An 18,951-nucleotide genomic window follows, 5' to 3' on the forward strand; every position below is an offset into this window, starting at 1 on the left:
GGGGTTCGAGGGGCGGAGCCCCTCGAAGGGTCTGGGGCGCAGCCCCAGGGGCCGAACCTTTCCAGCCCGCCGCACGGGCGGGTGGGTGGGCGAACCCCTCGGGGTCTGGGGCGGAGCCCCAGGGAGCCGGGCCCATCCGACCCCCGTCACGGGCGGGGGCGTGGGCAAAGCACCAGGGGCCCGGGGCGAAGCCCCGGCGGGGTGTTCAGCCGCAGCAGCCGCCTCCGCAGCAACCCCCTCCACCCCCACCCGCCCCCGCCGCAGGCTTCCCCACCGCCACAGCCGACAGCAACTTCACGGTGTCCCCATGCCCCGCAGGGCAACTCGCGGGATCCCCGGACTCAGCCATGGGACGGGTCACTTCGAACGTGTCGCCGCACGTACGGCAGCGGTACTCATAGCGAGGCATGGGCCCAGCCTAGGCGGTACCGGGGCCCGGAGACCCGCCCACGTCCGGCCCCAGGAGCGAACCCCGGCGCGGGGCGCCCGACAGGGGTCAGAGCTGCTCCTCGCGCTGCTCGTGCCGCGCCCGCCAGTACGGGTTGTCGTGCGGCAGGAAGCCCGTCACACGGCCGTACATCCCGAACACCATCAGGAGCAGCCCCGCCACGAAGCTGAAGAGCACGTTCTGCATCCTGAAGGCCAGGAAGTTGCTGGAGGTGTCGAGCAGCGCGAGGTTCACGAAGCCGCTGATCAGGAACAGCACGCCGAGCACGATGTTGAGCGTCGAGGCGAAGTTGCCCCCGCGGACCATCCCGTACAGGAGCAGCAGCCCGACCACGATGGACAGCACGCTCAGCGCGCCGTTCGTGCTGAGCCCGGCCACGGTGTCCCCGCCGGTGTCGAAGAAGCCGATTTTGTGGATCAGGCCGAGGATGCCGAAGACCAACAGGACGACGCCCATGGCCCCCGCCCCGAAGCGGTAGACGCGGTTGAGGCGGTGGTCGACCGGCAGGTGCTCGTTGAGCGAGACCCGGCTGTGGTTGAAGCGCTGCGAGATCGTGTGGCTGGCCATAGTGAGGGCCCTCCTCGTTCCTGGGCACGCAGGCGTACGTACCCAAGGATCCGCCACGGGCGGACGCGCAACAACTCAGCGCAGGACCGCGGTGCACCAGAGCCCCGCACAGCCGGGCTCTACGCACCGCAGCCCCACACACCCGGGCTCTACGCACCGATGCCCCACACAGCCGGGGCTTCTGCACCCGCCCCCCGGCATCTACGCACCGTAAAAACCGAGCCAATCGCACCCCAGCCGCGCCCAGCTCAAGCGCCCAGCTCTAGGGGCCAGCTCAAAGGCCCAGCGCAAGGGCCCAGCTCAGCCCCCGTGCCCCAGCTCCTCGCGCAGAAGAGCCACCACCTGCGCCACGGTCCGGCGCACCCCCTCCGTCTCCGTCAGGAAGTGCCAGTAGTCGGGGTGGCGCCCTTCGAGCGTGGCGATCGCCCGGTCCAGGCGGGCCACCGAATCGTCCAGGGGGCCGGCGTGCCGGGGGTCGGGCGTGCTGCGGCCGGACATCGCGAGACGCTGGGCGTCGCGGATCGCGAAGCGGGTGCGCTGGATCTCCTGCTGCGGATCCTTCGCGACGGCGTTGAGCCGCTGGAGCCGGTCGCCCGCGGCCGAGACCGCCTCGTCCGTGGCGTTGAGCAGGGCGCGTACGGTGCCGAGCCGCGCGGTGGCGTCCGCCCAGCGCTGTTCCTCGCGCGCCTGAGCCGCCTCCTTGAGCTTGTCCTCCGCCTGCCGCACGGAGACCGCGGCCTGCTCGGGCACGTGCTGGAGGTCCTGCCAGCAGGCGGCGGCGAATCGCCGGCGCAGCTCGCTCAGGACCGGGTCGACCTGGCCGGCCCGGGTGGTGAGCGCCTGGGCCCGGGTGCGCAGCGAGACGAGCCTGCGGTCGATATCGGCGGCCTTCGCGGGCAGTTGCTCGGCCTCGGCCCGCAGCGCCTCGGCGTCGCGCAGCACCCGGTCCGCGCGCTGGAGCGTCTCGGGCACGCCGTGCCGGCCGGCCCCCTGGTTGAGCTTGGTGAGTTCGGGGCCGAGGGCCGCGAGCCGGGCGGCCAGATCGTCGGCGCGCAGACCCGAGGCGCGGACCGCGTCCAGGGCGGTGCTGGCGCCGAGCAGGGCGTGCCGGGCCCGCTCGACGGCGGGGGCGAGCCGGGCGAGCTGGGTCTCGGCGGTGTCGAGCAGGGGGCGCAGGTTCTGTTCGAAGCGGTCGAGTTCGCCCTTCACGCGGACGAGTTCGTCCTTGGCGGCGTTCAGTTCGGTACGGGCCCGCGAGGCGACGGAGGCGTCCAGGTCGTCCCGGTCGAGGTCGTGGGCGTCGACGGCGGTGATGTACTGGTTGCTGACCTCGTCGATGCGGCGGCCGAGTGCGGCGAAGTCGTCGACGGCCCGGCGCGCGCCGGGGGAGCTGTCGACGGCCGTGATGGTCTCGATGGAGATCCGCAGGTCGCGCTGGGCGGTGTCGAGCTCGTAGAAGGCCGCCGCCGCCGCGTCCTTGGCGGCCTGCGCCTCCGCCCGTACGCTCTCGCCGCGCCCGCCGAACCAGCGGCGCGTACCGCCTCCGGCGAAGGCACCCGGCAGCACCGCGGCGCCGAGCACCACGGGGAAGGCGATGAGCGCCAGCACGTCCCGGACGGTGGCACCCGCTCTGCTGTACGGCCGCGCGTGTGTCGCCGTCACATCCCTCTCCCGTGCTGTGTCGCCCTGCCCGGTCCATTCTCCCACCAGGTAAGGACGAACACACGGCCCGGTCAGTTCACGCTCGCCCCTTCCGATTGCCGCGCGTCCCGCTTCCCCCTCGCCGGGGCGGGCTCAGCCGTTGTGGACGCTGACCCGCCCGTTGTCGCTGCGCGCGGTGAGCACGTGCGTACTGGAGTCGGAGCGGTCCACGGTGACGCCGACGCGGCCGTTGTCGGCGCGGGCGGTGACCTTGTACGTGGCCTTCGGCACGGCGAGGTCGACGCGTCCGTCGTCGCTGGTGGCGGTGACGCTGTCCGGCACGACGCTGAAGGCGAGCGCGATGCGGCCGTTGTCGGAACTCGCGCGCACGGACTTGGCGCGCAGCCCCTCGCCCTCGACCCGCCCGTCCTGGGAGGACAGGTCGAGCGGCCCGGAGGAGTTGCTGACGCTGACCCGGCCGTGGTCGGAGGTGATCTTCAGCGGGGTGTCGAACCCGGCGGCCTCGACCCGCCCGGCGTCATTGCGGACGGTCACCGCGACCCCGCGCGGCACCTTCACCACGTGCCGGGCGCCGCAGGACTGGACGACTCCGCTGCACTTCACGGCGAGCGTGAGGGTGCCGTCCGTGAGGTCCCAACTCGCGTCGGGCCCGCTGCCGAAGGCGACCCAGCCGTCCACCTGCCGGTCGACCTGCACGCCCTGCACATCGGCCGGGGCCACCACGACCGTGGAGTTGCCGCCGTCGATGGTGAGCGCCTTCCCGGTGAAGGCGAAGTCCTTGTGCTCGACGGGGGCGTTGGACGGATCGGAGCCGCCGCACCCCGTGAGCCCGAGACAGAGCACGCCGGCCCCGACGGTGGCGAGCAGTGCGGTGCGACGGCGAGATGCCATGGTGATCTTTCCCCCGAGGTCAAGTGCCCCGCCCGCACCCCGACGGGCCGGACGTCCCCCCACGCTACGAACAACGCCCCCACCACCGCGCTGGAGCCTGCCACCGAATCCGCGGTGGTGCTAACCCCACCTGGGCCCCGCCCCGCAATCGGGTTTGCGGGGCCACCCCCGCGGCCATGTACGCTGTTCCCTCATCCACGGGTGTGTAGCTCAGGGGTAGAGCGCTGCTCTTACAAAGCAGATGTCGGCGGTTCGAAACCGTCCACGCCCACCAGGGAAAAGGCCCCCAGCCGATCTCGGCTGGGGGCCTTTGACAACCATTTTTGACAACAACGGCGGCGGATTACGCCCGCATCAGCGGCGGGGTTCCCGCCCGAGCAGCCGGTCCATCTGCCCGACCGCTTCCCGCTGTGTCTCCTGCACCACGTGCGCGTACACGTTCATGGTCACCGCGATCTGCGAGTGGCCCAGGATCTCCATCACGACCCGCGGCGGCACCCCGGCGGCAGTGAGCAAGGTCGCCGTTCCGTGCCGCGCATCATGCAGCCGGATCACCCGCAGCCCGGCCGCGCTCGCCACCCGGGTGAAGGACCGGTACAGGTTCCGCGGCTCGATCGGCCGCCCGGTACGGGTGGTGAACACGTACCCGGTCTCGACCCACCCCTCCCCGGCCTTCTCCTTCATGGCCCCCTGCTTCATCCGCTGCCACCGCAACGGCGCGACGCAGAACCCGGGCAGCGGCAAGGTCTGCTTCCGCCGGCGCCCCCAGATCCGCAAGGGGCGCCCCTTGGGGTCGTCCTCGTAGACCTCACCACCGACCCGCTGCCGCTGCATCCGTACCCGGATCTCCCGCTTCTCCAGGTCGACGTTCTCCCACCGCAACCCGGCGATCTCACCCCGCCGGAACCCGAGCGCGATGGCGATCACGAAGGCGGCGTACAGCGGGTCCTTGCGCGCGGCCCGGAGGAAGGCCCGCGTCTCGTCAAGGGACCACGGCTCAAGGTCCCGGGCAGCGACCGTGGGCGGTTCCACGAGGGTGGCCACGTTCCTGGCGATCAGCTCCTCCCGGCAGGCGGCGGTGAGCGCGGTCCGCAACACTCCGTGGGACTCCTTGGCGGTGGCAGCCGAAGTCCTCTCCTCCAACTGCTTCAAGAACCGCCGCACTTCGGCAATGCTCAACGACTCCAGCCGCTTCTTGCCGAGCGAGGGCACGAGGTAAAGCCGTACGTGCGCGTTTACGAGATCCCCATCAGCCGGTAGTCGGGGCAACCCGCCTACAATGCCCGGATGAACGAGGACCAGGGCGAGGGCCGGCTCAGCGATGGCGAGTTCCAGCAGATGAACGCGCTGCTTCGGCGGTTCTGTGCGTACGACCTGGACCAGTTCGAGAGCGTCCGGACCGAGACGCCGCATGGCCCGGTATACGTGTTCATGAGCCGGGCGCTTCTGCCGGGGTTCGAGCACGGCATGTTCCGCGAGTTCTAGAAGTCGGGCTGCCGGATGTACCGCCGCTCCTGGTCGTGCTTCCGCTGCCACCCCTGCGCGCCCTCGCCAGTCGTCCCGCTCGCCGTCAGCTTGCGGTGAGGGGCCCGCGACGGGGCGCCGGGGAGGGGACACGATGGTTCAGCCGAAGTGTGGGGCCCGGACTAAGGCCGGGCACCGCTGCACAAGGCCAGCGATGATGAACAGTGGCCAGTGCTTCCAGCACCAGGGATCTTGGACTGCGTACGCAAGAGCCCAGGAGGCGAAGAAGGCAGCCGAAGCGAAGATGCGGGAACTTCGGAAGAAGAAGTGACCCGAGGCAGGCCGCGGTTCTGACAACCAAATCTGACAACAACGGGGGTGGACGCGGGCGGTTGTCGGCGGTCCAGCGGGGGCTTCGCTTCCCAAGTCAGGGCCCCTGCACCGCCCTTCCGGCCGAGCTTACAAAGCAGATGTGGCGGTTCGAAACCGTCCACGCCCACCGTGCTTGACCTGCACGAAGCAGCTGAAAGGCCCTCCGGACCGGATCTGGAGGGCCCTTCAGCTGCTTCGTGCCCATCCAGCGCCAACCACGGCAACACCGTGAACCTCAGCGCCGGAGCCTCCTCCTCAACTCGGCCCGGGCTGCGGTCAGTTCGCCCTGGGTGCGCGCGGACTCCCGACCTGTGGCGTGCTGGTTCCCCGTATCAGCCATCCGGCCCTGGGCTGCACCCGATTTGGCCCGCTCCAGCCGCAGCGGGCAGACCGGGATGCGGCAGAGCTGAGGCCAGAGCCAAGGCTTGGGTGCATACGGAGCGGCCAGTAGAAGCGTATTCCTCCTAGGTGTCCATCTCGCCGACCCATTCCGGAACCAGCAAGCCTTGTGGCATGTATTCCGATTCGACCTCGATGTCCACGCCGGCGTCGTAAGCGATGCAGGCGAGTGCGAGCGGGGCCAGGGCGACAAGACCGTCGACACTCGCCGGGTCGTTCTCCGCCCAGTACGCCTTGTGCCAGTTGAGAGCCTTCCCGAGAGCAGAGTTGAATCCGGTGGCATCCCGCTCCATGAGGTACCGGAACATCTCAATCAGCGGAGATAAAAGCTCCAGAGCTTTCGCCCGTTCAGGTTCGGGAAGGCCCTCGGGGGCGCTTTTCTCAGCGACGGCGATCAGAGAATTCCACATCTTCTCGCTATCCCGGTGAAGTCCGCTCTGCAATGCCTCCGCCCACAGGAAGAGGTATTCCTCGACTTCAGTGGCCTCTGTCCGCAGGAACGGCATAGGAATAGACGCCAGCTGTCGCATCCTGTCGCTCTCCCGGCAGATGGCCGCCAGGTAAAAGGCGTCCAGCCAGTTTTCTGCGGTGAGGTAGTCGCGCGGGCCGAGAGCGGGCAGGCTCTTGTCCTCCCTCCCGACACGGAAATGTACCGACTCCCCCTGGGGGGCCATGCCGGCGGAGAACAGGGCCGAACCGATCTGCATCGCTTTGACCCAGGCCTCCCACGTCCAAAAATCGGAGACCTTGGGGTCGAGGCCGCAGCGAGCCTTCGCGACTGCCAGATGAAAGACCACCACATCGGAACGCTCGAAATCGGAGGCCTCGATCCGGTCGAGCATGTTCTGCGCGAGGCCGGCAAGCCTCTCCATGAATTCGCGAGGGTCCCACTATGCGGGCGCCGCGAAATGGCGGTTCGTCATATAGCGCTCGGTCGATACGCAGGAGATGCAATGGTCACAGTCAGCCGCCACCCACTGGCCTCGGAGGGCCCGGATCAGGAGCCGTCCATGGGTCTGAGCGTCATCTCGCCCTTATTCCACGGTAGTCGGGGACGTCCAGATGCGGCGTCCCCGGGGTGGTGCGCATGGCGGTTGCGACGGATTGCGCGAGGGCGGGTGCTCTCGGTGATTGCGCGCCAAGGCCGTGCCATGCCGCACCGGGCGCCCGGCGTTGTCCCGGTGCGCGCCCCGCCCACTCTCACCCCCCGAAGCCCTTCCCTCCCCACTCGCGCCATCGCCCCCCAAGCGGACAATGGGAAGTGCGCCGCATGGCATCCCCGCGGCGCGGCAGCTTCCATTCGGGGGTTCTAGGAGCGGGTATGCGTCGGCATAAGGCCAGGTCAGTTGGGGTTGTCGGGGTGGTCGCGGTGCTGGCCGCCGGGCTCGGGGCGGTGGGGCCGGTCGCGGCCGAGGGGGCGCGGGCGGCGGCCCCGGCCCCGGCCCCGGCCCCGGCCCCGGCCCCGGCCCCGGCCCCGGCCCCGGCCCCGGCCCCGGCCCCGGCCCCGGTCGTGGTCGACTGCTTCGGGCAGTCCCAGGTCCGGCCTGGCAACTACGTGCTCGCCTGTGGTGACGGGAACAACCGGCTCGCCTCGCTGAGCTGGACGCGCTGGGGGCCCGCGTCCGCCGAGGCCAAGGGCTCGGACCTGCTCAACGACTGCGTCCCCTACTGCGCCGCCGGCCACTTCCACGCGTACCCCGTGACGGTCCGCCTCGACACCGTACGTCCGAGGCCGGGCCACCCGGGCCAGCCGTACTACACCGCACTGCACGTGCACTTCACCGGCGACACCCCGCCCCGGGCGCCCCGCGACGCCACGTACTCGATCCGCGTCCGCTGATCCGCGTTCAGGTGCCGGCTGCCCCAGGGGGCGCGGGCCGAGGGGTGAGGAGGCGGCGGGCCTGGCGGTGGCCCCGCAACCCCCTGCCCCCTGCCGAGGCGTACACCCGGGCCCGAGCGCGGGCCCACGCGCACCCCGTACCACCACCGCCCTTGAGCCTGCCCCCAGCCCCGCCTAGGCTCCCATGCCCATGGAGACGGGGGAGTCCGGCCGCGGGCGGCGGGCGGTGCGCCGCAGGCCGGCCGGGCGTCGTGCGGCCGTCGGGGTGCTCGCGGGCGTGGCGGGGCTGGTCGTGCTGGGTGCGGTGTTCGTCGTGCTGCCGGGGGTGGTGGTCGACCACGATCTCGCGGGGGCGCGCGTTCCCGCGCCGGATCGGCTGAAGGCCGTCAACGATGTCCGGACGACGCTCCTTCAGGTGGTCGGCGGTCTCGTCGTGCTTTCCGGCGCGTACGCCACCTGGCGGCAGCTGCGCGTGAGCCAGGACGGCCTGCGCGCCACCCAGGAGGGTTACGTCACCGACCGGTTCAGCCGGGCCGTCGACCAGCTCGGCAGCGACAAGCTGGATGTGCGCATCGGCGGGCTGCACGCGCTGTGGCGGATCGCGGAGCAGTCCGCCCGCGACCGCGAAGCCATCATCTCCATCCAGGCCGCGTACCTGCGGACCCACCTGCCCTGGCCGCCCGCCGGGCCGCACGCACCCGCGGCGGACGCGCCCATCAACGACATCGCGCCCCTGGAGACGCGCGGCGCCGACGCCCAGGTCGCGCTGACCGCGCTCGGCGTGCTGTGCCGGCACCGGGAGCAGTCCTGGGTCAACCTCAGCATCACCGATCTGCGCCGGGCCGACTGCGACGGGCTCTGGTTCCCGGAGGTCAACTTCGACCGCGCCTGCATGGAGGCGGCCGGCCTCTACCACGCCAACCTGACCCAGGCGTCCCTGGTCTCGGTCAACCTGCGGCACGCCGACCTCACGACGGCGGTCCTGCGCCGGGCTCGCTGCGTCCTGGCCGACCTCCGGGCCGCGAAGCTGGTCGAAACCGACCTGCGCGACGCCGACTTCACCGAGAGCGACCTGCGCGAGGCGAACCTGCGCAAGGCCGATGCCCACGGCGCGGTCTTCCTCCGCGCCGATCTGCGCCTGGCCGACCTGCGCGGCACCGACCTGAGCACCGCCGACCTCACGGAAGCGCGCCTGAGCGGCGCCCTGGCCAGCGAACACACCCGCTGGCCCGCCGGCTTCGACCCCGCGGCGGCCGGAGTCGTCGACACCGAGGACCCCGGCCCCGAGCCCTCGCCGCTGCTCCAGCCGCCGGGCATGACATGGCGGGCACAGCCGCTGCGCTCCGCTCCCTGACCCGGCCCCGGGGCGGGCCGCTCGGAGTCGCGGCGGCGGGCGCGCGCGTAGGGAGCGCACGCAGCGGGAAGCCCCGTCAGGGTGGGGGACGGGGCTTCTCGGTCGGGGCCGTCGCGCGCTCGGGGATACGCACGGCACCGAGGTCCGGTGGGTCAGGAGCGGGGAGGACGCCACCGGATGGCTGAGATTACGCCCGCGCTTGGCTGAAACGTAACCCCTGTGCATGATGAGGCGCCGACGAATCCCCGGGGCGCCGACGAATCCCCGGGGCGCCAGGAGCCCGGCGGTGCGGGTACGGAGAGCGGCGCGGGGCGAGGACGGGGAGGGGTGATCTCGTGGGCGGGACGAAGCGGCTCGGGGCGGTGTACGCCCGGGCGTGTGCGGCGGAGCCGGGATATGCGGAGGTCGGTGCGACCGAGCACGGCGCGCTGCCGGGCGGGTACCGGGTGTTCCGGCGGCGGATCAGGGTCGGGCACGGGCAGGAGGCCTTCGAGCGGGCCGGGGCGTACGTGATGGCCTGGGGCGTGCAGCGCGGGGCCGGCTTCGGCGTGTACCCCGGGGTGCCGGCCGTTCCGGGTGCGACCGCGCTGGTCGTGCTGCGGGCGCCCGGGCTGCCCTTTCCGCGACTGGTCATCCCGTGCCGCGTCGTCTGGGCCGTCCGCACGGCCCGGCGGACCGGCTTCGCCTACGGCACGCTGCCCGGGCATCCCGAGTGCGGCGAGGAGTCGTTCGTGGTGGGGCGCGAGGCCGACGGGCTCGTATGGTTCGAGGTCGCCGCGTTCTCCCGGCCCGCCCGCTGGTACGCCCGGCTCGGCGGGCCCGTCACCAAGCTGCTCCAGGACCTCGCCACCCGGCGCTATCTGCGGGCGGTGGCCCGCGTGGTGAGCGAGGGAACGTCCGCGGGGTGAGGGACGTCTCCCGGGTGAGGCACGTGGACGGACAGGGGGCGGTGGCACACTGGCCGCTCGTTCGGTGAAGGGAAGCTGGTCGTGGCGATGATGCGGAACCTGCGGAGGGCGGTGAGCCGGGCCTACCGGCGCACCGTCGACCTCAGCCATCCGGCGCGTTCGCCCCTCGGGAGTGCCGTCGTCAACTGCGTGGTGTACGTGGACGGGGTGCGGCAGGACGGGGACTGCCCGGTCGAGGAGTCGCTGCGCCGGGTGCGCAAGCTGGGCGAGGGGGCCTTCGTCTGGATCGGGCTCCACGAGCCGGACCAGGAGGAGTTCGCGGGCCTGGCCGAACTGCTGGGACTGCACCCGCTGGCCGTCGAGGACGCCGTCACCGCCCACCAGCGCCCCAAGGTCGTGCCGTACGACGACACCCTGTTCTCCGTCTTCAAGACGTGCCGGTACGTCGAGCACGACGAACTCACCGCCGGCAGTGAGGTGGTGGGCACCGGCGAGCTGATGGTGTTCACCGGCGCCGACTTCGTCATCACGGTGCGGCACGGCGGGCACGGTTCGCTCGGGCCGCTGCGCGAGCGGCTTGAGCACACCCGCGAACAGCTCGCCCAGGGGCCCTCGGCGGTGCTGCACGCCATCGCCGACCACGTCGTCGACGAGTACCTGGTCGTGGTGGACGCGATGCAGAACGACATGGACGCGGTCGAGACCGCCGTCTTCGCCGAGAACGCGGGGCGCGGCGACGCGGGCCGGATCTACCAGCTCAAGCGTGAACTCCTGGAACTGAAGCGGGCGGTGGCCCCGCTCGACCGGCCGCTCCAGCGGCTCGCCAAGGAGGCGGTGCCCTCCGTCGCCCCCGAGGTCAGGCCGTACTTCCGGGACGTGGCCGACCACCTGCTGCGCACCACCGAGCAGATCGCCGCCTTCGACGGGCTGCTCGACTCCATACTCCAGGCGCACCTCGCCCAGGTCACGGTGGCCCAGAACGAGGACATGCGGAAGATCACGGCATGGGCGGCCATCGTCGCCGTACCGACCATGGTGTGCGGGATCTACGGCATGAACTTCGACCACATGCCCGAACTGCACTGGCGTTACGGCTACTTCATGGCGCTCGGACTCATGGCGCTGGCCTGTTTCGTCATCCACCGGGGCTTTCGGCGCAACGGCTGGCTGTAGCCGGGCCCGGGGCGGCCCCGAGCCACAACTGCCTTGTGGACGCGCTCGGTTGCGGTGGCGACAGGCCCCGGCGCGGGGCGCGACCGTGCGGAGGCGCCCTCAGTCCGCCGCGCGGCGACTCTCCGCGAGGCCGCGCAGACGCTCCATCTCGCGCCGGTCCCGCTTGGTGGGACGGCCGAGACCCCGGTCGCGCACGCCGGCCGCGAGGACGTCCGCGCGGGCGGGCGGCGGCGGGCTCTTGTCGAGGTACGCCTCGACGGCGACGGGGGCGCCGACGCGCTTGCGCAGCAGGGTGACGACCTTGACGATCCGCTCCCGGCCGTCCGCCCGCAGCCGCACCTCGTCGCCCACCTTCACCTGGTGGGAGGCCTTCACGCGTTCGCCGTTGACCTGGACGTGCCCGGCCCGGCAGGCGGTGCCCGCCTGGGAGCGCGTCTTGGTGAGCCGGACCGACCAGATCCAGCTGTCGACGCGTACGGGGCCGGTGCTGGTGCCGTTCGCTGCTTCCGCCATGCCGTCGACTCTAATCGGCCCGTGCGGGAGCGCCTCGCGCTTTTCGGACGTGGGCGTGGACGAAGACGAGGGGCGCGGGCACGGGCGCGGGGGCCGGTACGGATGGCGGACACCGGTCCCCGTGCGCGCGGGCCTCCGGTGTCCCTGCGGGCCGGTGCGTTGTCAGTGGCAGGGGTCACACTGGGAGCATGTGCAGAAGCATCAAGACGTTGCGGCCCCCGGCCCTGCCGGAAGAGGCCACGGAGGACGACATCAGGGCCGCCGCCCTGCAGTACGTGCGGAAGGTGTCCGGGTTCCGGGCGCCCGCGGAGCACAACCGGGAGGTGTTCGAGCGCGCGGTGGACGAGATAGCGGGGGCGACCCGCGAACTGCTGGCCCACCTGGAGGTCCGGGGCGCCGCCGCGCGGAAGTCCGCCTAGCGAGGTCCGGCGGGGTGCCGGAACGCCCCGCTCAGGATGCCGGGGCCGGCGCGGGGGCCGGGCGCTTCACGACGTACGCCGCGAGGCCGCCCGCCGCGAACAGGGCGAGCAGGGAGACCGCGGTGCCGAGCCAGGTCGCGCCCAGCCACTGCCCGCCGAAGTAGCCGAGCCCCACGCTGTACGTCGCCCAGGCCACGCCCGCGAGCGCCGACCAGGGCAGGAACTCGCGGACCCTGCGATGGGCCGCGCCCGCGCCGAGCGAGACCACCGAGCGCCCGGCGGGGGCGAAGCGCGCGATGACGACCAGGCCGCCACCGCCCCGGCTCAGTGCGATGCCGAGTCGTTCCTGCGCCCGGGTCAGCCGGCGGGAGCGGGCGATGGCGCGCTCCAGGCGGGCTCCGCCGCGCCGCGCGAGGCGGTAGGCCACGAGATCACCGAGCACGGAGGCGGTGGCCGCGCAGGCCGCGAGGGCGAGCAGGTCGGCGTGGCCGGTCTGGGTCGCGGCCCCGGCGCCGGCGGCGGTGGCCGACCCGGCGGCCGTGGTGGCCGCGGTGATCACCAGCACCCCGCTGGGCAGCACCGGAAGGAACACGTCGAGCAGCACGGAAAGGGTGACGACCGCGTAGATCCAGGGGCTGGACGTCAGCGCGCCCACACTCTCCAGCACGTTCGCTCCTCTGCGGCTTGTCGTTTCCCCGGACGGTGAATACCGCGGTGTCGCGGGGAAGCGGCAGGGGCGGCGGTACAGCCGTACAGCGTACGCCCGGGTCCTCGGCCCTTTCTGTCAGGGGTCGGTGGTGTGCTGGTGCAGGGAACGTCGAGCAGGGCGCGGGGGGTTGCTCCCGCGGCGCGGGTCGGGGGCGTGGGGCGGGTGGCGCGCGGGCGCCCGGGAGGAGCGGAGGCGCAGGGTCCGGCGTGCCCGTGACATGCCGCCGCCCGGAGTTCTGGGACCGAACTCCGGGCGGTGGAACGGAAGTTGCCGCGCGGGCCTCGGCCGTGCGCTCAGGCGGCGACGGTTTCGCGCTGCGCGTCCGAAGCCGGGCGGGCGGTGCGCCGGCCGCCGAGGAACTGGTCGAGCGCGAGCGCGCCGGGCCCGGTGAAGACCAGGAGCAGGAAGGCCCAGCAGTAGATGGCGGAGGGCTCGCCGCCGTTCTGCAGCGGCAGCACGGCGTGCGACTGGTGGACGCTGAAGTAGGCGTACGCCATCGAGCCGGACGAGATCAGCGCCGCGGGGCGGGTGAAGAGGCCGGCCATGACCAGGACGCCGCCGACGAGCTGGATCAGGGCCGCGTACCAGCCGGGCCAGGTGCCGACGGGAACCGAACCGCCGCCCATGGCGCCGCCGAAGACGCCGAACAGGGAGGCCGCGCCGTGGCAGGCGAAGAGGAGGCCGATGACTATGCGGAACAGGGCGAGCGCGTAGGGACGCGCGCGCTCGGCATCGAGGGTGGGGGAAGCCATGGGGGCTCCTTCGGTGGGGACGGGACCGATGGGTTCCACAGGTTAGGCAGCCCTCACTTGTGCTTGCAAGTTCAACATTAATCCTGGCTTGATTCGGGTGGGTCGATTGAGCCAGTAGGGGCGTCCGGCGTGATCGGCCGGTCGAGAATGGTTCTCAGTTGGACTGGACCAATTCGGCCGACGTGGCCCCGGCGCGCCTGGAGCAGGCGCAGTCGCGCCGAACGGCCTTGCAGCGTAAGGGTCATGAGCTGATTGCCGAACCAGGGCCCGCCCGTCCTGCGCCAGTCGAACCGCGGCCGGACCACGCGCCCGTGCCGTCGCAGGGCCTGGCCGATACTGCGCGCCAAACGGCTCCAGCCGAAGCGGAATCCGGCCCGCAGGGGGGCCGGAACCGAGTTGTGGATCGGCGAACAGGTCAACTGGCAGATACGCGCGGTGGTCCCGGGCGCGGAATCTGGCCAGAAGGGCTCCGCCACATAGGCGTGGTGCACGTCGCCCGACAGGACGCCGATGACGGCGGGCGCGCCGGGGCCCGAGCCCGCCCGAACGATCAGCTCCGCGAGGAGGGCGAAGGAGTCCGGGAAGGCGGCCCAGTGCTCCAGGTCGGCGCGGCGGCGCAGCCACTCGCCGAAGCGCGCCCAGCGCGGGCCCCGCGCGCCCGCGCACAGGGCCGCGTCCCAGGCTTCGGCCTCGTGGACGAGTGGGGGCAGCAGCCAGGGCAGGGACGTCCCGATCAGCAGGTGGTCGCAGTCGCCGGGGCCCGGCAGCTGGGCCCGGAGCCAGCGCTCCTCGCCCTCGTCGAGCATCGCGCGCCGCCCCTCCTCCAGGACGCGGGCGGCCCGGCTGTCCACCATCAGGAGCCGGGTGCGGCCGAAGTCGCGCCGGTAGCTCCAGCGCGCGGTCGCCGGATCAGCGTCGGCCCGGGCCGCGAAGGCGCGCAGCACCTCGGTGCCGTCCGGCACGGCCCGTACCGCCGCGTACAGCGGGTCGGCCGCGAGCTCGGCGGGGGAGAGGTTGCCCAGGTGCTGGTGGACCCAGTACGACATCAGGCCGCTGAGCACCCGCCCCTGCCACCAGGACGTGGCGCGCGCCTCGGCGCGCCAGGCGGCGCTGGTGTTCCAGTCGTCGATCACGTCGTGGTCGTCGAAGATGTGGCAGCTCGGCACGGTCGCCAGGAGGTGGCGCACCTCGGGGTCGAGCCAGGTCTCGTAGTAGAGGCGGGTGTACTCCTCGTAGTCCGCGACCCCGGCGCCCGGGGCGTCGCGCAGATCCCGGCGCGCGGCCAGCCAGCGCCGGGTGTCCGGCGAGACGTCGTCGGCGTAGACCTGGTCGCCGAGCAGCAGCAGGAGGTCGGGCCGTTCGGCCCCGGTGCCGGCCGCGAGGGCGGTGGCGAGCGCGTCCAGCGCGTCGGCGCCGCCGGGCCGCGGGGCGCGGCGGCAGGAGCCGAAGGTGACCCGCAGCGGATCGCCGGGCGCCGGGACGCGCAGGGTGGCGGGCGGCAGGGGCGACCCGGGTGGCGGCCAGACCGGCCTGCCGTCGAGCAGCACCTCGTAGGAGGTGGCGGTGCCCGGCGTCAGGCCGGCGAGGACGACCAGGGCGTAGTGGTGCCCCTCGATCTGGAACGTACGGGCCTCGCCCGAGGTGCCGTCGGCGCAGCGCACCCCGACCGCGCGGGGCCGGTCGGCCTCCACCCACACCGTGGCGTTCCCGTGCGGGTCCAGGTACCGCAGCAGCGGCCCCAGACGAAGCCCGGCCATGTGTCATCCCCTCGTCGCGGTCCGTTCGTACGGTACGGAACGGCTCGGGGGCGCGACAGCCTTCAACGGGCGTTGTTCCTGGGACGGTTGGGGTCCGGGTGGCCGGTCGGGGTGCGGGGCGGGGTCAGCAGCCGTTGAGGATGCCCTGGAGCGCGGACTTCTCGGCGGTGTCGACCGTGAGGCCGTAGTAGTGCTTCACGTCGACCCACATGCGCGCGTACGTGCAGCGGTAGGCGGTCAGGGACGGCAGCCACTTGGCCGGGTCCTTGTCGCCCTTGGCCTGGTTCACGTTGTCGGTGACCGCGATCAGCTGGGGGCGGGTCAGGTCGTTGGCGAAGCCCTGGCGCTGCGGCGTGGTCCAGGTGTTGGCGCCGGAGCGCCAGGCCTCGGCGAGCGGCACGATGTGGTCGATGTCCACGTCGGCGGCGGCGGACCAGGTGGCGCCGTCGTAGGCGGAGTACCAACTGCCGCTGGTGGCCGCGCAACTGGAGTCGGTGGTGACGCCGGTGCCGTCGCGCTTGAGGACGACCTCGCGGGTGTTGCAGCTGCCGGACTGGGTGATCCAGTGCGGGAATTTGTCGCGGCTGTAGCCGGTCAGCGAGCCCTCGGCCCGCACGGTCAACTCGCCCAGGTACGTGCGGGCGGTGGCGGCGCTCACCGGGGTGGGGGGCGCGGCCTCGGCGGCCGGGGCGGTGATCAGGGCGGCGCCCGCGACGAGCGCCGCGGCGGCGGACAGAACGGCCGTGCGACGCGCGTAGATGCGGGGCATGCGCGTTCCTATGGAGGCTGACATGCGAACTCCCTTGACGTGGGGGGCGGTTGACCGGCCGACGCGTGGGCGGCCAGGCCAGCGTGACGGCGCCGGATGACCTGAGGGTGGGCGCCAGGTAACAGCGTGGCGACATGGTCACGTCAGATCAAGACTCCGGACGACACTGCTCGGCAAGGGAACTGACATACCGTCGCGAACCCACGCGCGCCGTACGGGGGGCGTGCTGCTGCCGGTGATCGTCACGCTCGGGGTCGTCCCCGCCGCCCCGCTGCTCACGGCCGCGGCACAAGCTCGGGGTCGTCCCCACCGCCCCGCTGCTCACGGCCGCGGGTGTCGCCGCCGCGGCGCACCTGGGTCGGCACCGCGAGATCCTGGTCGCCGGGGTGCGGGCGGCCCGCCGGCTCGCCGTGGTCGCCCTCGCGATCCAGAACGGAGGCGGGGGCGGGGGCGGGGGCGGGAGCGGGGACGGGACTGGGGTGGCGGAGGGGACCGAAGGCCCTGATGGGGCGCGCGGGACATGGCGTACCCTTGAGGGCGCAGAAGGGGAGTAGCTCTTCGCCGGAACGTCGACATACTGCCGAGGCCCTCAGGGATCCTTGGCCGGCGCCCGGAGGCGAGTGCCCGTGAGGGACCCGCCAGCGAGACCTTCGGCCGCAGTGACATGACCATTCATGGTGCTGCCGTGCCGAAGCGACCCCGGATCCAGCTCCGAACAGCTCTCGGTACGGCCCGCCCGACCGATTGAGGAAACTCTTCCGTGCTCAGCCTCACGATCATGGCGATCACCTTCGGTGTGATCTTCCTTGCCGAACTGCCCGACAAGACCGCCCTCGCGGGTCTGATGCTCGGCACCCGCTACAAGGCCTCGTACGTCTTCGTCGGGGTCGCGGCCGCCTTCGCCGTCCACGTCGTGCTCGCCATCGCGGCGGGCAGCGTGCTGACCCTGCTGCCGCACCGCCTGCTCCAGGCGATCGTCGGCGTGCTCTTCCTCGCGGGCGCGGCGATGCTGCTGTTCAAGAAGGCCGAGGACGACGAAGAGGTCAAGGCCCCCGCCGACCAGTCGTTCTGGAAGGTGTCGGGGGCGGGCTTCATGCTGATCCTGGTCGCCGAGTTCGGTGACCTGACGCAGATCATGACGGCCAACCTGGCCGCCCGTTACGACAACCCGCTCTCCGTCGGCATCGGCGCGGTGCTGGGTCTGTGGGCGGTCGCCGGACTCGGCATCCTGGGCGGGCGGACCCTGATGAAGCACGTGCCGCTGCGTCTGATCACCAAGGTCGCGGCCTGCCTCATGCTGGCGCTCGCCGGGTTCAGCCTGTTCGAGGCCGTCACGGGCTGACCCCGCCCGGCGTCCCCGGCCCCCGCCCGCGTCCCCGCCCCCGTACACGGCCGCGCGCGCCCGTACGGGGGCGGACACGAAAACGGCCCCCGTGGTAGGACGGGGGCCGTTCGTTTCGGGAGGGCGCGCGCTCGGGCGGCCGGGGTCCCGGTGATCAAACGGTGATCTCCAGGCGCAGGGTGCCGTCCGTCCCGGGGGTGACGGTGAGGTGCGTGAGGTCGGGGACGTACGCGGTGGGCTCGTGGGCGTTCGCGCGGGGGCCCACGCCGACGACCCGCATCCCGGCCGCCCGCCCCGCGGCGATGCCCGCCTCGGAGTCCTCGAACACGACGCAGTCCGCCGGGTCGAAGCCCAGCTCGGCCGCGCCCTTGAGGAAGCCCTCCGGGTCCGGCTTGCTGGCGCCGACGCTCTCGGCGGTGACCCGCACCGCGGGCATCGGCAGCCCCGCCGCCGTCATACGGGCCCGGGCGAGCGCCGCGTCCGCCGAGGTGACCAGGGCGTGCGGCAGCTCGGCGATGGCCGCCATGAAGGCGGGGGCTCCGGCGACCGGTACGACACCGTCGGTGTCCGCGGTCTCCTCGGCGAGCATCACCTTGTTGTCGGCGTGGTTCTGCTCCATCGGCCGGTCCGGGAGCAGAACCGCCATCGTGGCGTAGCCCTGCCGGCCGTGCACCACCTTGAGGGCCGCCTCCGGGTCGAGGCCGTGCCGCTCGGCCCAGCGGCGCCAGCAGCGCTCCACGACGGCGTCGGAGTTCACGATCGTGCCGTCCATGTCGAGCAGGAGGGCGCGCGCGGTCAGGACGGTGGTGGTCGTGGTGGCCGGCATCGGCAGACTCCAGGGGTGCCCGCCGGGTCGGCGGGCGCGGGGCTGAGGGGCAAGGGGGCGAAGGAGCGGGGGATTGAAGGGGCGCAGAAGCACAAAGGTGACCCCCGCCCGCCGGTCAGGGAGTACAGGCAGGGATCACTTTGTTCCTCCACGATACAAAACGCGGGACGGTTTGTGCCACCCGGCCCCCTCCCCGATCCGGAGGGCGCCCGCGCGAGGGGGTGCGCACGGAGCGTGGCGGGGCGCGCGAGGGGTGGGCGGCCCGTCGGCGCCGGCCGCCCTAGGGCCGCTGCGTGATCGACTCCAGGACCTCGCGGGTCGGCGGACCGTACACGCCGGGCGGGTCGCCCTGGATGCCCAGGTACGCCTGGAAGTCGCGCACCGCGCGCTCGGTCCGCGAGCCGAAGCTGCCGTCGGCGCTGCCGCCGTAGAACCCCAACTCGGCGAGCCGCTCCTGGAGTTCGAGCACGGCGGGTCCGCTGTCCCCGCGCCGCAGGGTCGCGGGCCGCGGTGGTGCGAGCGGCTTGCCCGGGGCGGTGGAGGCCGGGCCCGACGCCGGCGCGGACGGCGTAGCCACCCGCTTCGACGGCGGCGGCGGGACGGCCCGGGACGGGCTCGGCGCCGGCGGCGACGGCGTGGACCGGGCGGAGGGCGAGCGGCTCGGCGCGGGCCTTCGGGTACGGGACGCGGTTGTCCTGTCTCACTGAACCCTGCGAAGTCCGGGCATAGGTTGCGAGGGATCTTGCGAGGTCCCGCGTTACCTTGCGAGTGGACCTGGCGTTAGGC

19 protein-coding genes, 1 tRNA gene and 2 pseudogenes are annotated in these 18,951 nt (G+C 72.6%); 9 read left to right on the top strand and 13 right to left on the bottom strand.

Features of this window, described 5'->3' with window-relative positions; genetic code table 11:
* Positions 1-205: 205 nt before the first annotated feature.
* The 4 genes and pseudogenes from ACGF3I_RS34530 to ACGF3I_RS34545 all read right to left on the bottom strand — a co-directional run bounded on the left by ACGF3I_RS34530 (position 206) and on the right by ACGF3I_RS34545 (position 3,568).
* Positions 206-409: a zinc ribbon domain-containing protein gene (locus tag ACGF3I_RS34530; RefSeq protein ID WP_393139165.1), complete on the bottom strand. Its 204-nt coding sequence runs from the start codon at positions 407-409 to the stop codon at positions 206-208.
* 93 nt (positions 410-502) lie between these two features.
* Positions 503-1,015 (bottom strand): annotated as a pseudogene (locus ACGF3I_RS34535) (DUF4383 domain-containing protein); the annotation flags it as partial.
* A 300-nt stretch (positions 1,016-1,315) separates the two neighbouring features.
* The gene (locus tag ACGF3I_RS34540) at positions 1,316-2,677 is read right to left on the bottom strand and encodes a hypothetical protein (protein WP_393139167.1); all 1,362 of its coding nucleotides are present in this window, start codon (positions 2,675-2,677) and stop codon (positions 1,316-1,318) included.
* A 132-nt stretch (positions 2,678-2,809) separates the two neighbouring features.
* Complete coding sequence (locus ACGF3I_RS34545) at positions 2,810-3,568, bottom strand: DUF4097 family beta strand repeat-containing protein (protein WP_393139169.1); 759 nt, start codon at positions 3,566-3,568, stop codon at positions 2,810-2,812.
* Positions 3,569-3,767: 199 nt separating this feature from the next.
* Here ACGF3I_RS34545 and ACGF3I_RS34550 point away from each other — a divergent pair.
* Positions 3,768-3,842: transfer RNA gene (locus tag ACGF3I_RS34550), tRNA-Val, on the top strand.
* Positions 3,843-3,922: 80 nt separating this feature from the next.
* Here the strand turns inward: ACGF3I_RS34550 and ACGF3I_RS34555 are convergent.
* Positions 3,923-4,813: pseudogene (locus ACGF3I_RS34555) on the bottom strand (tyrosine-type recombinase/integrase); the annotation flags it as partial.
* Positions 4,814-4,855: 42 nt separating this feature from the next.
* Between ACGF3I_RS34555 and ACGF3I_RS34560 the strand changes: the two are divergent.
* Positions 4,856-5,053 carry a hypothetical protein gene (locus ACGF3I_RS34560; protein WP_393139171.1) on the top strand — a complete coding sequence of 66 codons (198 nt, stop codon included), beginning with the start codon at positions 4,856-4,858 and terminating at the stop codon, positions 5,051-5,053.
* Positions 5,054-5,868: 815 nt separating this feature from the next.
* Here ACGF3I_RS34560 and ACGF3I_RS34565 read toward each other — a convergent pair.
* The gene (locus tag ACGF3I_RS34565; protein WP_393139173.1) at positions 5,869-6,675 is read right to left on the bottom strand and encodes an immunity 49 family protein; all 807 of its coding nucleotides are present in this window, start codon (positions 6,673-6,675) and stop codon (positions 5,869-5,871) included.
* 449 nt (positions 6,676-7,124) lie between these two features.
* On the opposite strand from ACGF3I_RS34565, the gene ACGF3I_RS34570 reads away from it, so the two are divergent.
* From ACGF3I_RS34570 to corA, 4 genes are all read left to right on the top strand, one after another.
* Complete coding sequence (locus tag ACGF3I_RS34570) at positions 7,125-7,643, top strand: hypothetical protein (RefSeq protein ID WP_393139175.1); 519 nt, start codon at positions 7,125-7,127, stop codon at positions 7,641-7,643.
* 190 nt (positions 7,644-7,833) lie between these two features.
* Positions 7,834-8,997, top strand: a complete 1,164-nt coding sequence (locus ACGF3I_RS34575; protein ID WP_393139197.1) for a pentapeptide repeat-containing protein — start codon at positions 7,834-7,836, stop codon at positions 8,995-8,997.
* A 335-nt stretch (positions 8,998-9,332) separates the two neighbouring features.
* Entirely contained in the window at positions 9,333-9,905 is a 573-nt protein-coding gene (locus ACGF3I_RS34580) for a DUF1990 family protein (protein WP_393139177.1), read from the top strand.
* 87 nt (positions 9,906-9,992) lie between these two features.
* On the top strand, positions 9,993-11,078 hold the full coding sequence (corA, locus tag ACGF3I_RS34585; protein WP_393139199.1) for a magnesium/cobalt transporter CorA: 1,086 nt from the start codon (positions 9,993-9,995) through the stop codon (positions 11,076-11,078).
* 99 nt (positions 11,079-11,177) lie between these two features.
* Here the strand turns inward: corA and ACGF3I_RS34590 are convergent, their stop codons facing one another.
* Positions 11,178-11,591 (bottom strand): RNA-binding S4 domain-containing protein, encoded by a 414-nt coding sequence (locus tag ACGF3I_RS34590; protein WP_393139179.1) that lies wholly within the window; start codon positions 11,589-11,591, stop codon positions 11,178-11,180.
* 188 nt (positions 11,592-11,779) lie between these two features.
* Between ACGF3I_RS34590 and ACGF3I_RS34595 the strand changes: the two genes are divergently transcribed.
* Positions 11,780-12,010, top strand: coding sequence for a DUF2277 domain-containing protein (locus tag ACGF3I_RS34595; protein WP_393139181.1), 231 nt, complete (start codon positions 11,780-11,782; stop codon positions 12,008-12,010).
* Between the two features lie 31 nt (positions 12,011-12,041).
* Here ACGF3I_RS34595 and ACGF3I_RS34600 read toward each other — a convergent pair whose 3' ends face one another.
* The 4 genes from ACGF3I_RS34600 to ACGF3I_RS34615 all read right to left on the bottom strand — a co-directional run bounded on the left by ACGF3I_RS34600 (position 12,042) and on the right by ACGF3I_RS34615 (position 15,997).
* The gene (locus ACGF3I_RS34600; protein ID WP_393139183.1) at positions 12,042-12,677 is read right to left on the bottom strand and encodes a DedA family protein; all 636 of its coding nucleotides are present in this window, start codon (positions 12,675-12,677) and stop codon (positions 12,042-12,044) included.
* Between the two features lie 335 nt (positions 12,678-13,012).
* Complete coding sequence (locus tag ACGF3I_RS34605) at positions 13,013-13,471, bottom strand: DoxX family protein (protein ID WP_393139185.1); 459 nt, start codon at positions 13,469-13,471, stop codon at positions 13,013-13,015.
* A 77-nt stretch (positions 13,472-13,548) separates the two neighbouring features.
* A complete protein-coding gene (locus tag ACGF3I_RS34610) occupies positions 13,549-15,228 on the bottom strand; it encodes an alkaline phosphatase D family protein (protein ID WP_393139187.1) in 1,680 nt (559 codons plus the stop codon).
* Between the two features lie 124 nt (positions 15,229-15,352).
* On the bottom strand, positions 15,353-15,997 hold the full coding sequence (locus tag ACGF3I_RS34615) for an HNH endonuclease family protein (protein WP_393139201.1): 645 nt from the start codon (positions 15,995-15,997) through the stop codon (positions 15,353-15,355).
* A gap of 760 nt (positions 15,998-16,757) precedes the next feature.
* Between ACGF3I_RS34615 and ACGF3I_RS34620 the strand changes: the two genes are divergently transcribed.
* Positions 16,758-17,339: a TMEM165/GDT1 family protein gene (locus ACGF3I_RS34620; protein ID WP_393139189.1), complete on the top strand. Its 582-nt coding sequence runs from the start codon at positions 16,758-16,760 to the stop codon at positions 17,337-17,339.
* Positions 17,340-17,493: 154 nt separating this feature from the next.
* On the opposite strand, the gene ACGF3I_RS34625 is transcribed toward ACGF3I_RS34620, so the two are convergent.
* Positions 17,494-18,165, bottom strand: coding sequence for an HAD-IA family hydrolase (locus tag ACGF3I_RS34625; protein ID WP_393139191.1), 672 nt, complete (start codon positions 18,163-18,165; stop codon positions 17,494-17,496).
* 280 nt (positions 18,166-18,445) lie between these two features.
* Entirely contained in the window at positions 18,446-18,634 is a 189-nt protein-coding gene (locus tag ACGF3I_RS34630) for a peptidoglycan-binding protein (RefSeq protein WP_393139193.1), read from the bottom strand.
* 55 nt (positions 18,635-18,689) lie between these two features.
* On the opposite strand from ACGF3I_RS34630, the gene ACGF3I_RS34635 reads away from it, so the two are divergent.
* Positions 18,690-18,872: a hypothetical protein gene (locus ACGF3I_RS34635; protein ID WP_393139195.1), complete on the top strand. Its 183-nt coding sequence runs from the start codon at positions 18,690-18,692 to the stop codon at positions 18,870-18,872.
* The last annotated feature ends 79 nt before the right edge of the window (positions 18,873-18,951 follow it).

Source organism: Streptomyces sp. NPDC048111 (assembly GCF_043202815.1).
In the GTDB taxonomy this organism is placed as follows: Bacteria; Actinomycetota; Actinomycetes; order Streptomycetales; family Streptomycetaceae; genus Streptomyces.

Bases quoted from the DNA above. Each gene is read 5' to 3' on its own strand.
- ACGF3I_RS34595 (WP_393139181.1), top strand. From the start codon at position 11,780: ATGTGCAGAAGCATCAAGACGTTGCGGCCCCCGGCCCTGCCGGAAGAG.
- ACGF3I_RS34560 (WP_393139171.1), top strand. From the start codon at position 4,856: ATGAACGAGGACCAGGGCGAGGGCCGGCTCAGCGATGGCGAGTTCCAG.
- ACGF3I_RS34565 (WP_393139173.1), bottom strand. From the start codon at position 6,675: ATGGAGAGGCTTGCCGGCCTCGCGCAGAACATGCTCGACCGGATCGAG.
- corA (WP_393139199.1), top strand. From the start codon at position 9,993: ATGATGCGGAACCTGCGGAGGGCGGTGAGCCGGGCCTACCGGCGCACC.
- ACGF3I_RS34615 (WP_393139201.1), bottom strand. From the start codon at position 15,997: ATGCCCCGCATCTACGCGCGTCGCACGGCCGTTCTGTCCGCCGCCGCG.
- ACGF3I_RS34545 (WP_393139169.1), bottom strand. From the start codon at position 3,568: ATGGCATCTCGCCGTCGCACCGCACTGCTCGCCACCGTCGGGGCCGGC.
- ACGF3I_RS34590 (WP_393139179.1), bottom strand. From the start codon at position 11,591: ATGGCGGAAGCAGCGAACGGCACCAGCACCGGCCCCGTACGCGTCGAC.
- ACGF3I_RS34610 (WP_393139187.1), bottom strand. From the start codon at position 15,228: ATGGCCGGGCTTCGTCTGGGGCCGCTGCTGCGGTACCTGGACCCGCAC.
- ACGF3I_RS34570 (WP_393139175.1), top strand. From the start codon at position 7,125: ATGCGTCGGCATAAGGCCAGGTCAGTTGGGGTTGTCGGGGTGGTCGCG.
- ACGF3I_RS34625 (WP_393139191.1), bottom strand. From the start codon at position 18,165: ATGCCGGCCACCACGACCACCACCGTCCTGACCGCGCGCGCCCTCCTG.
- ACGF3I_RS34530 (WP_393139165.1), bottom strand. From the start codon at position 409: ATGCCTCGCTATGAGTACCGCTGCCGTACGTGCGGCGACACGTTCGAA.
- ACGF3I_RS34605 (WP_393139185.1), bottom strand. From the start codon at position 13,471: ATGGCTTCCCCCACCCTCGATGCCGAGCGCGCGCGTCCCTACGCGCTC.
- ACGF3I_RS34575 (WP_393139197.1), top strand. From the start codon at position 7,834: ATGGAGACGGGGGAGTCCGGCCGCGGGCGGCGGGCGGTGCGCCGCAGG.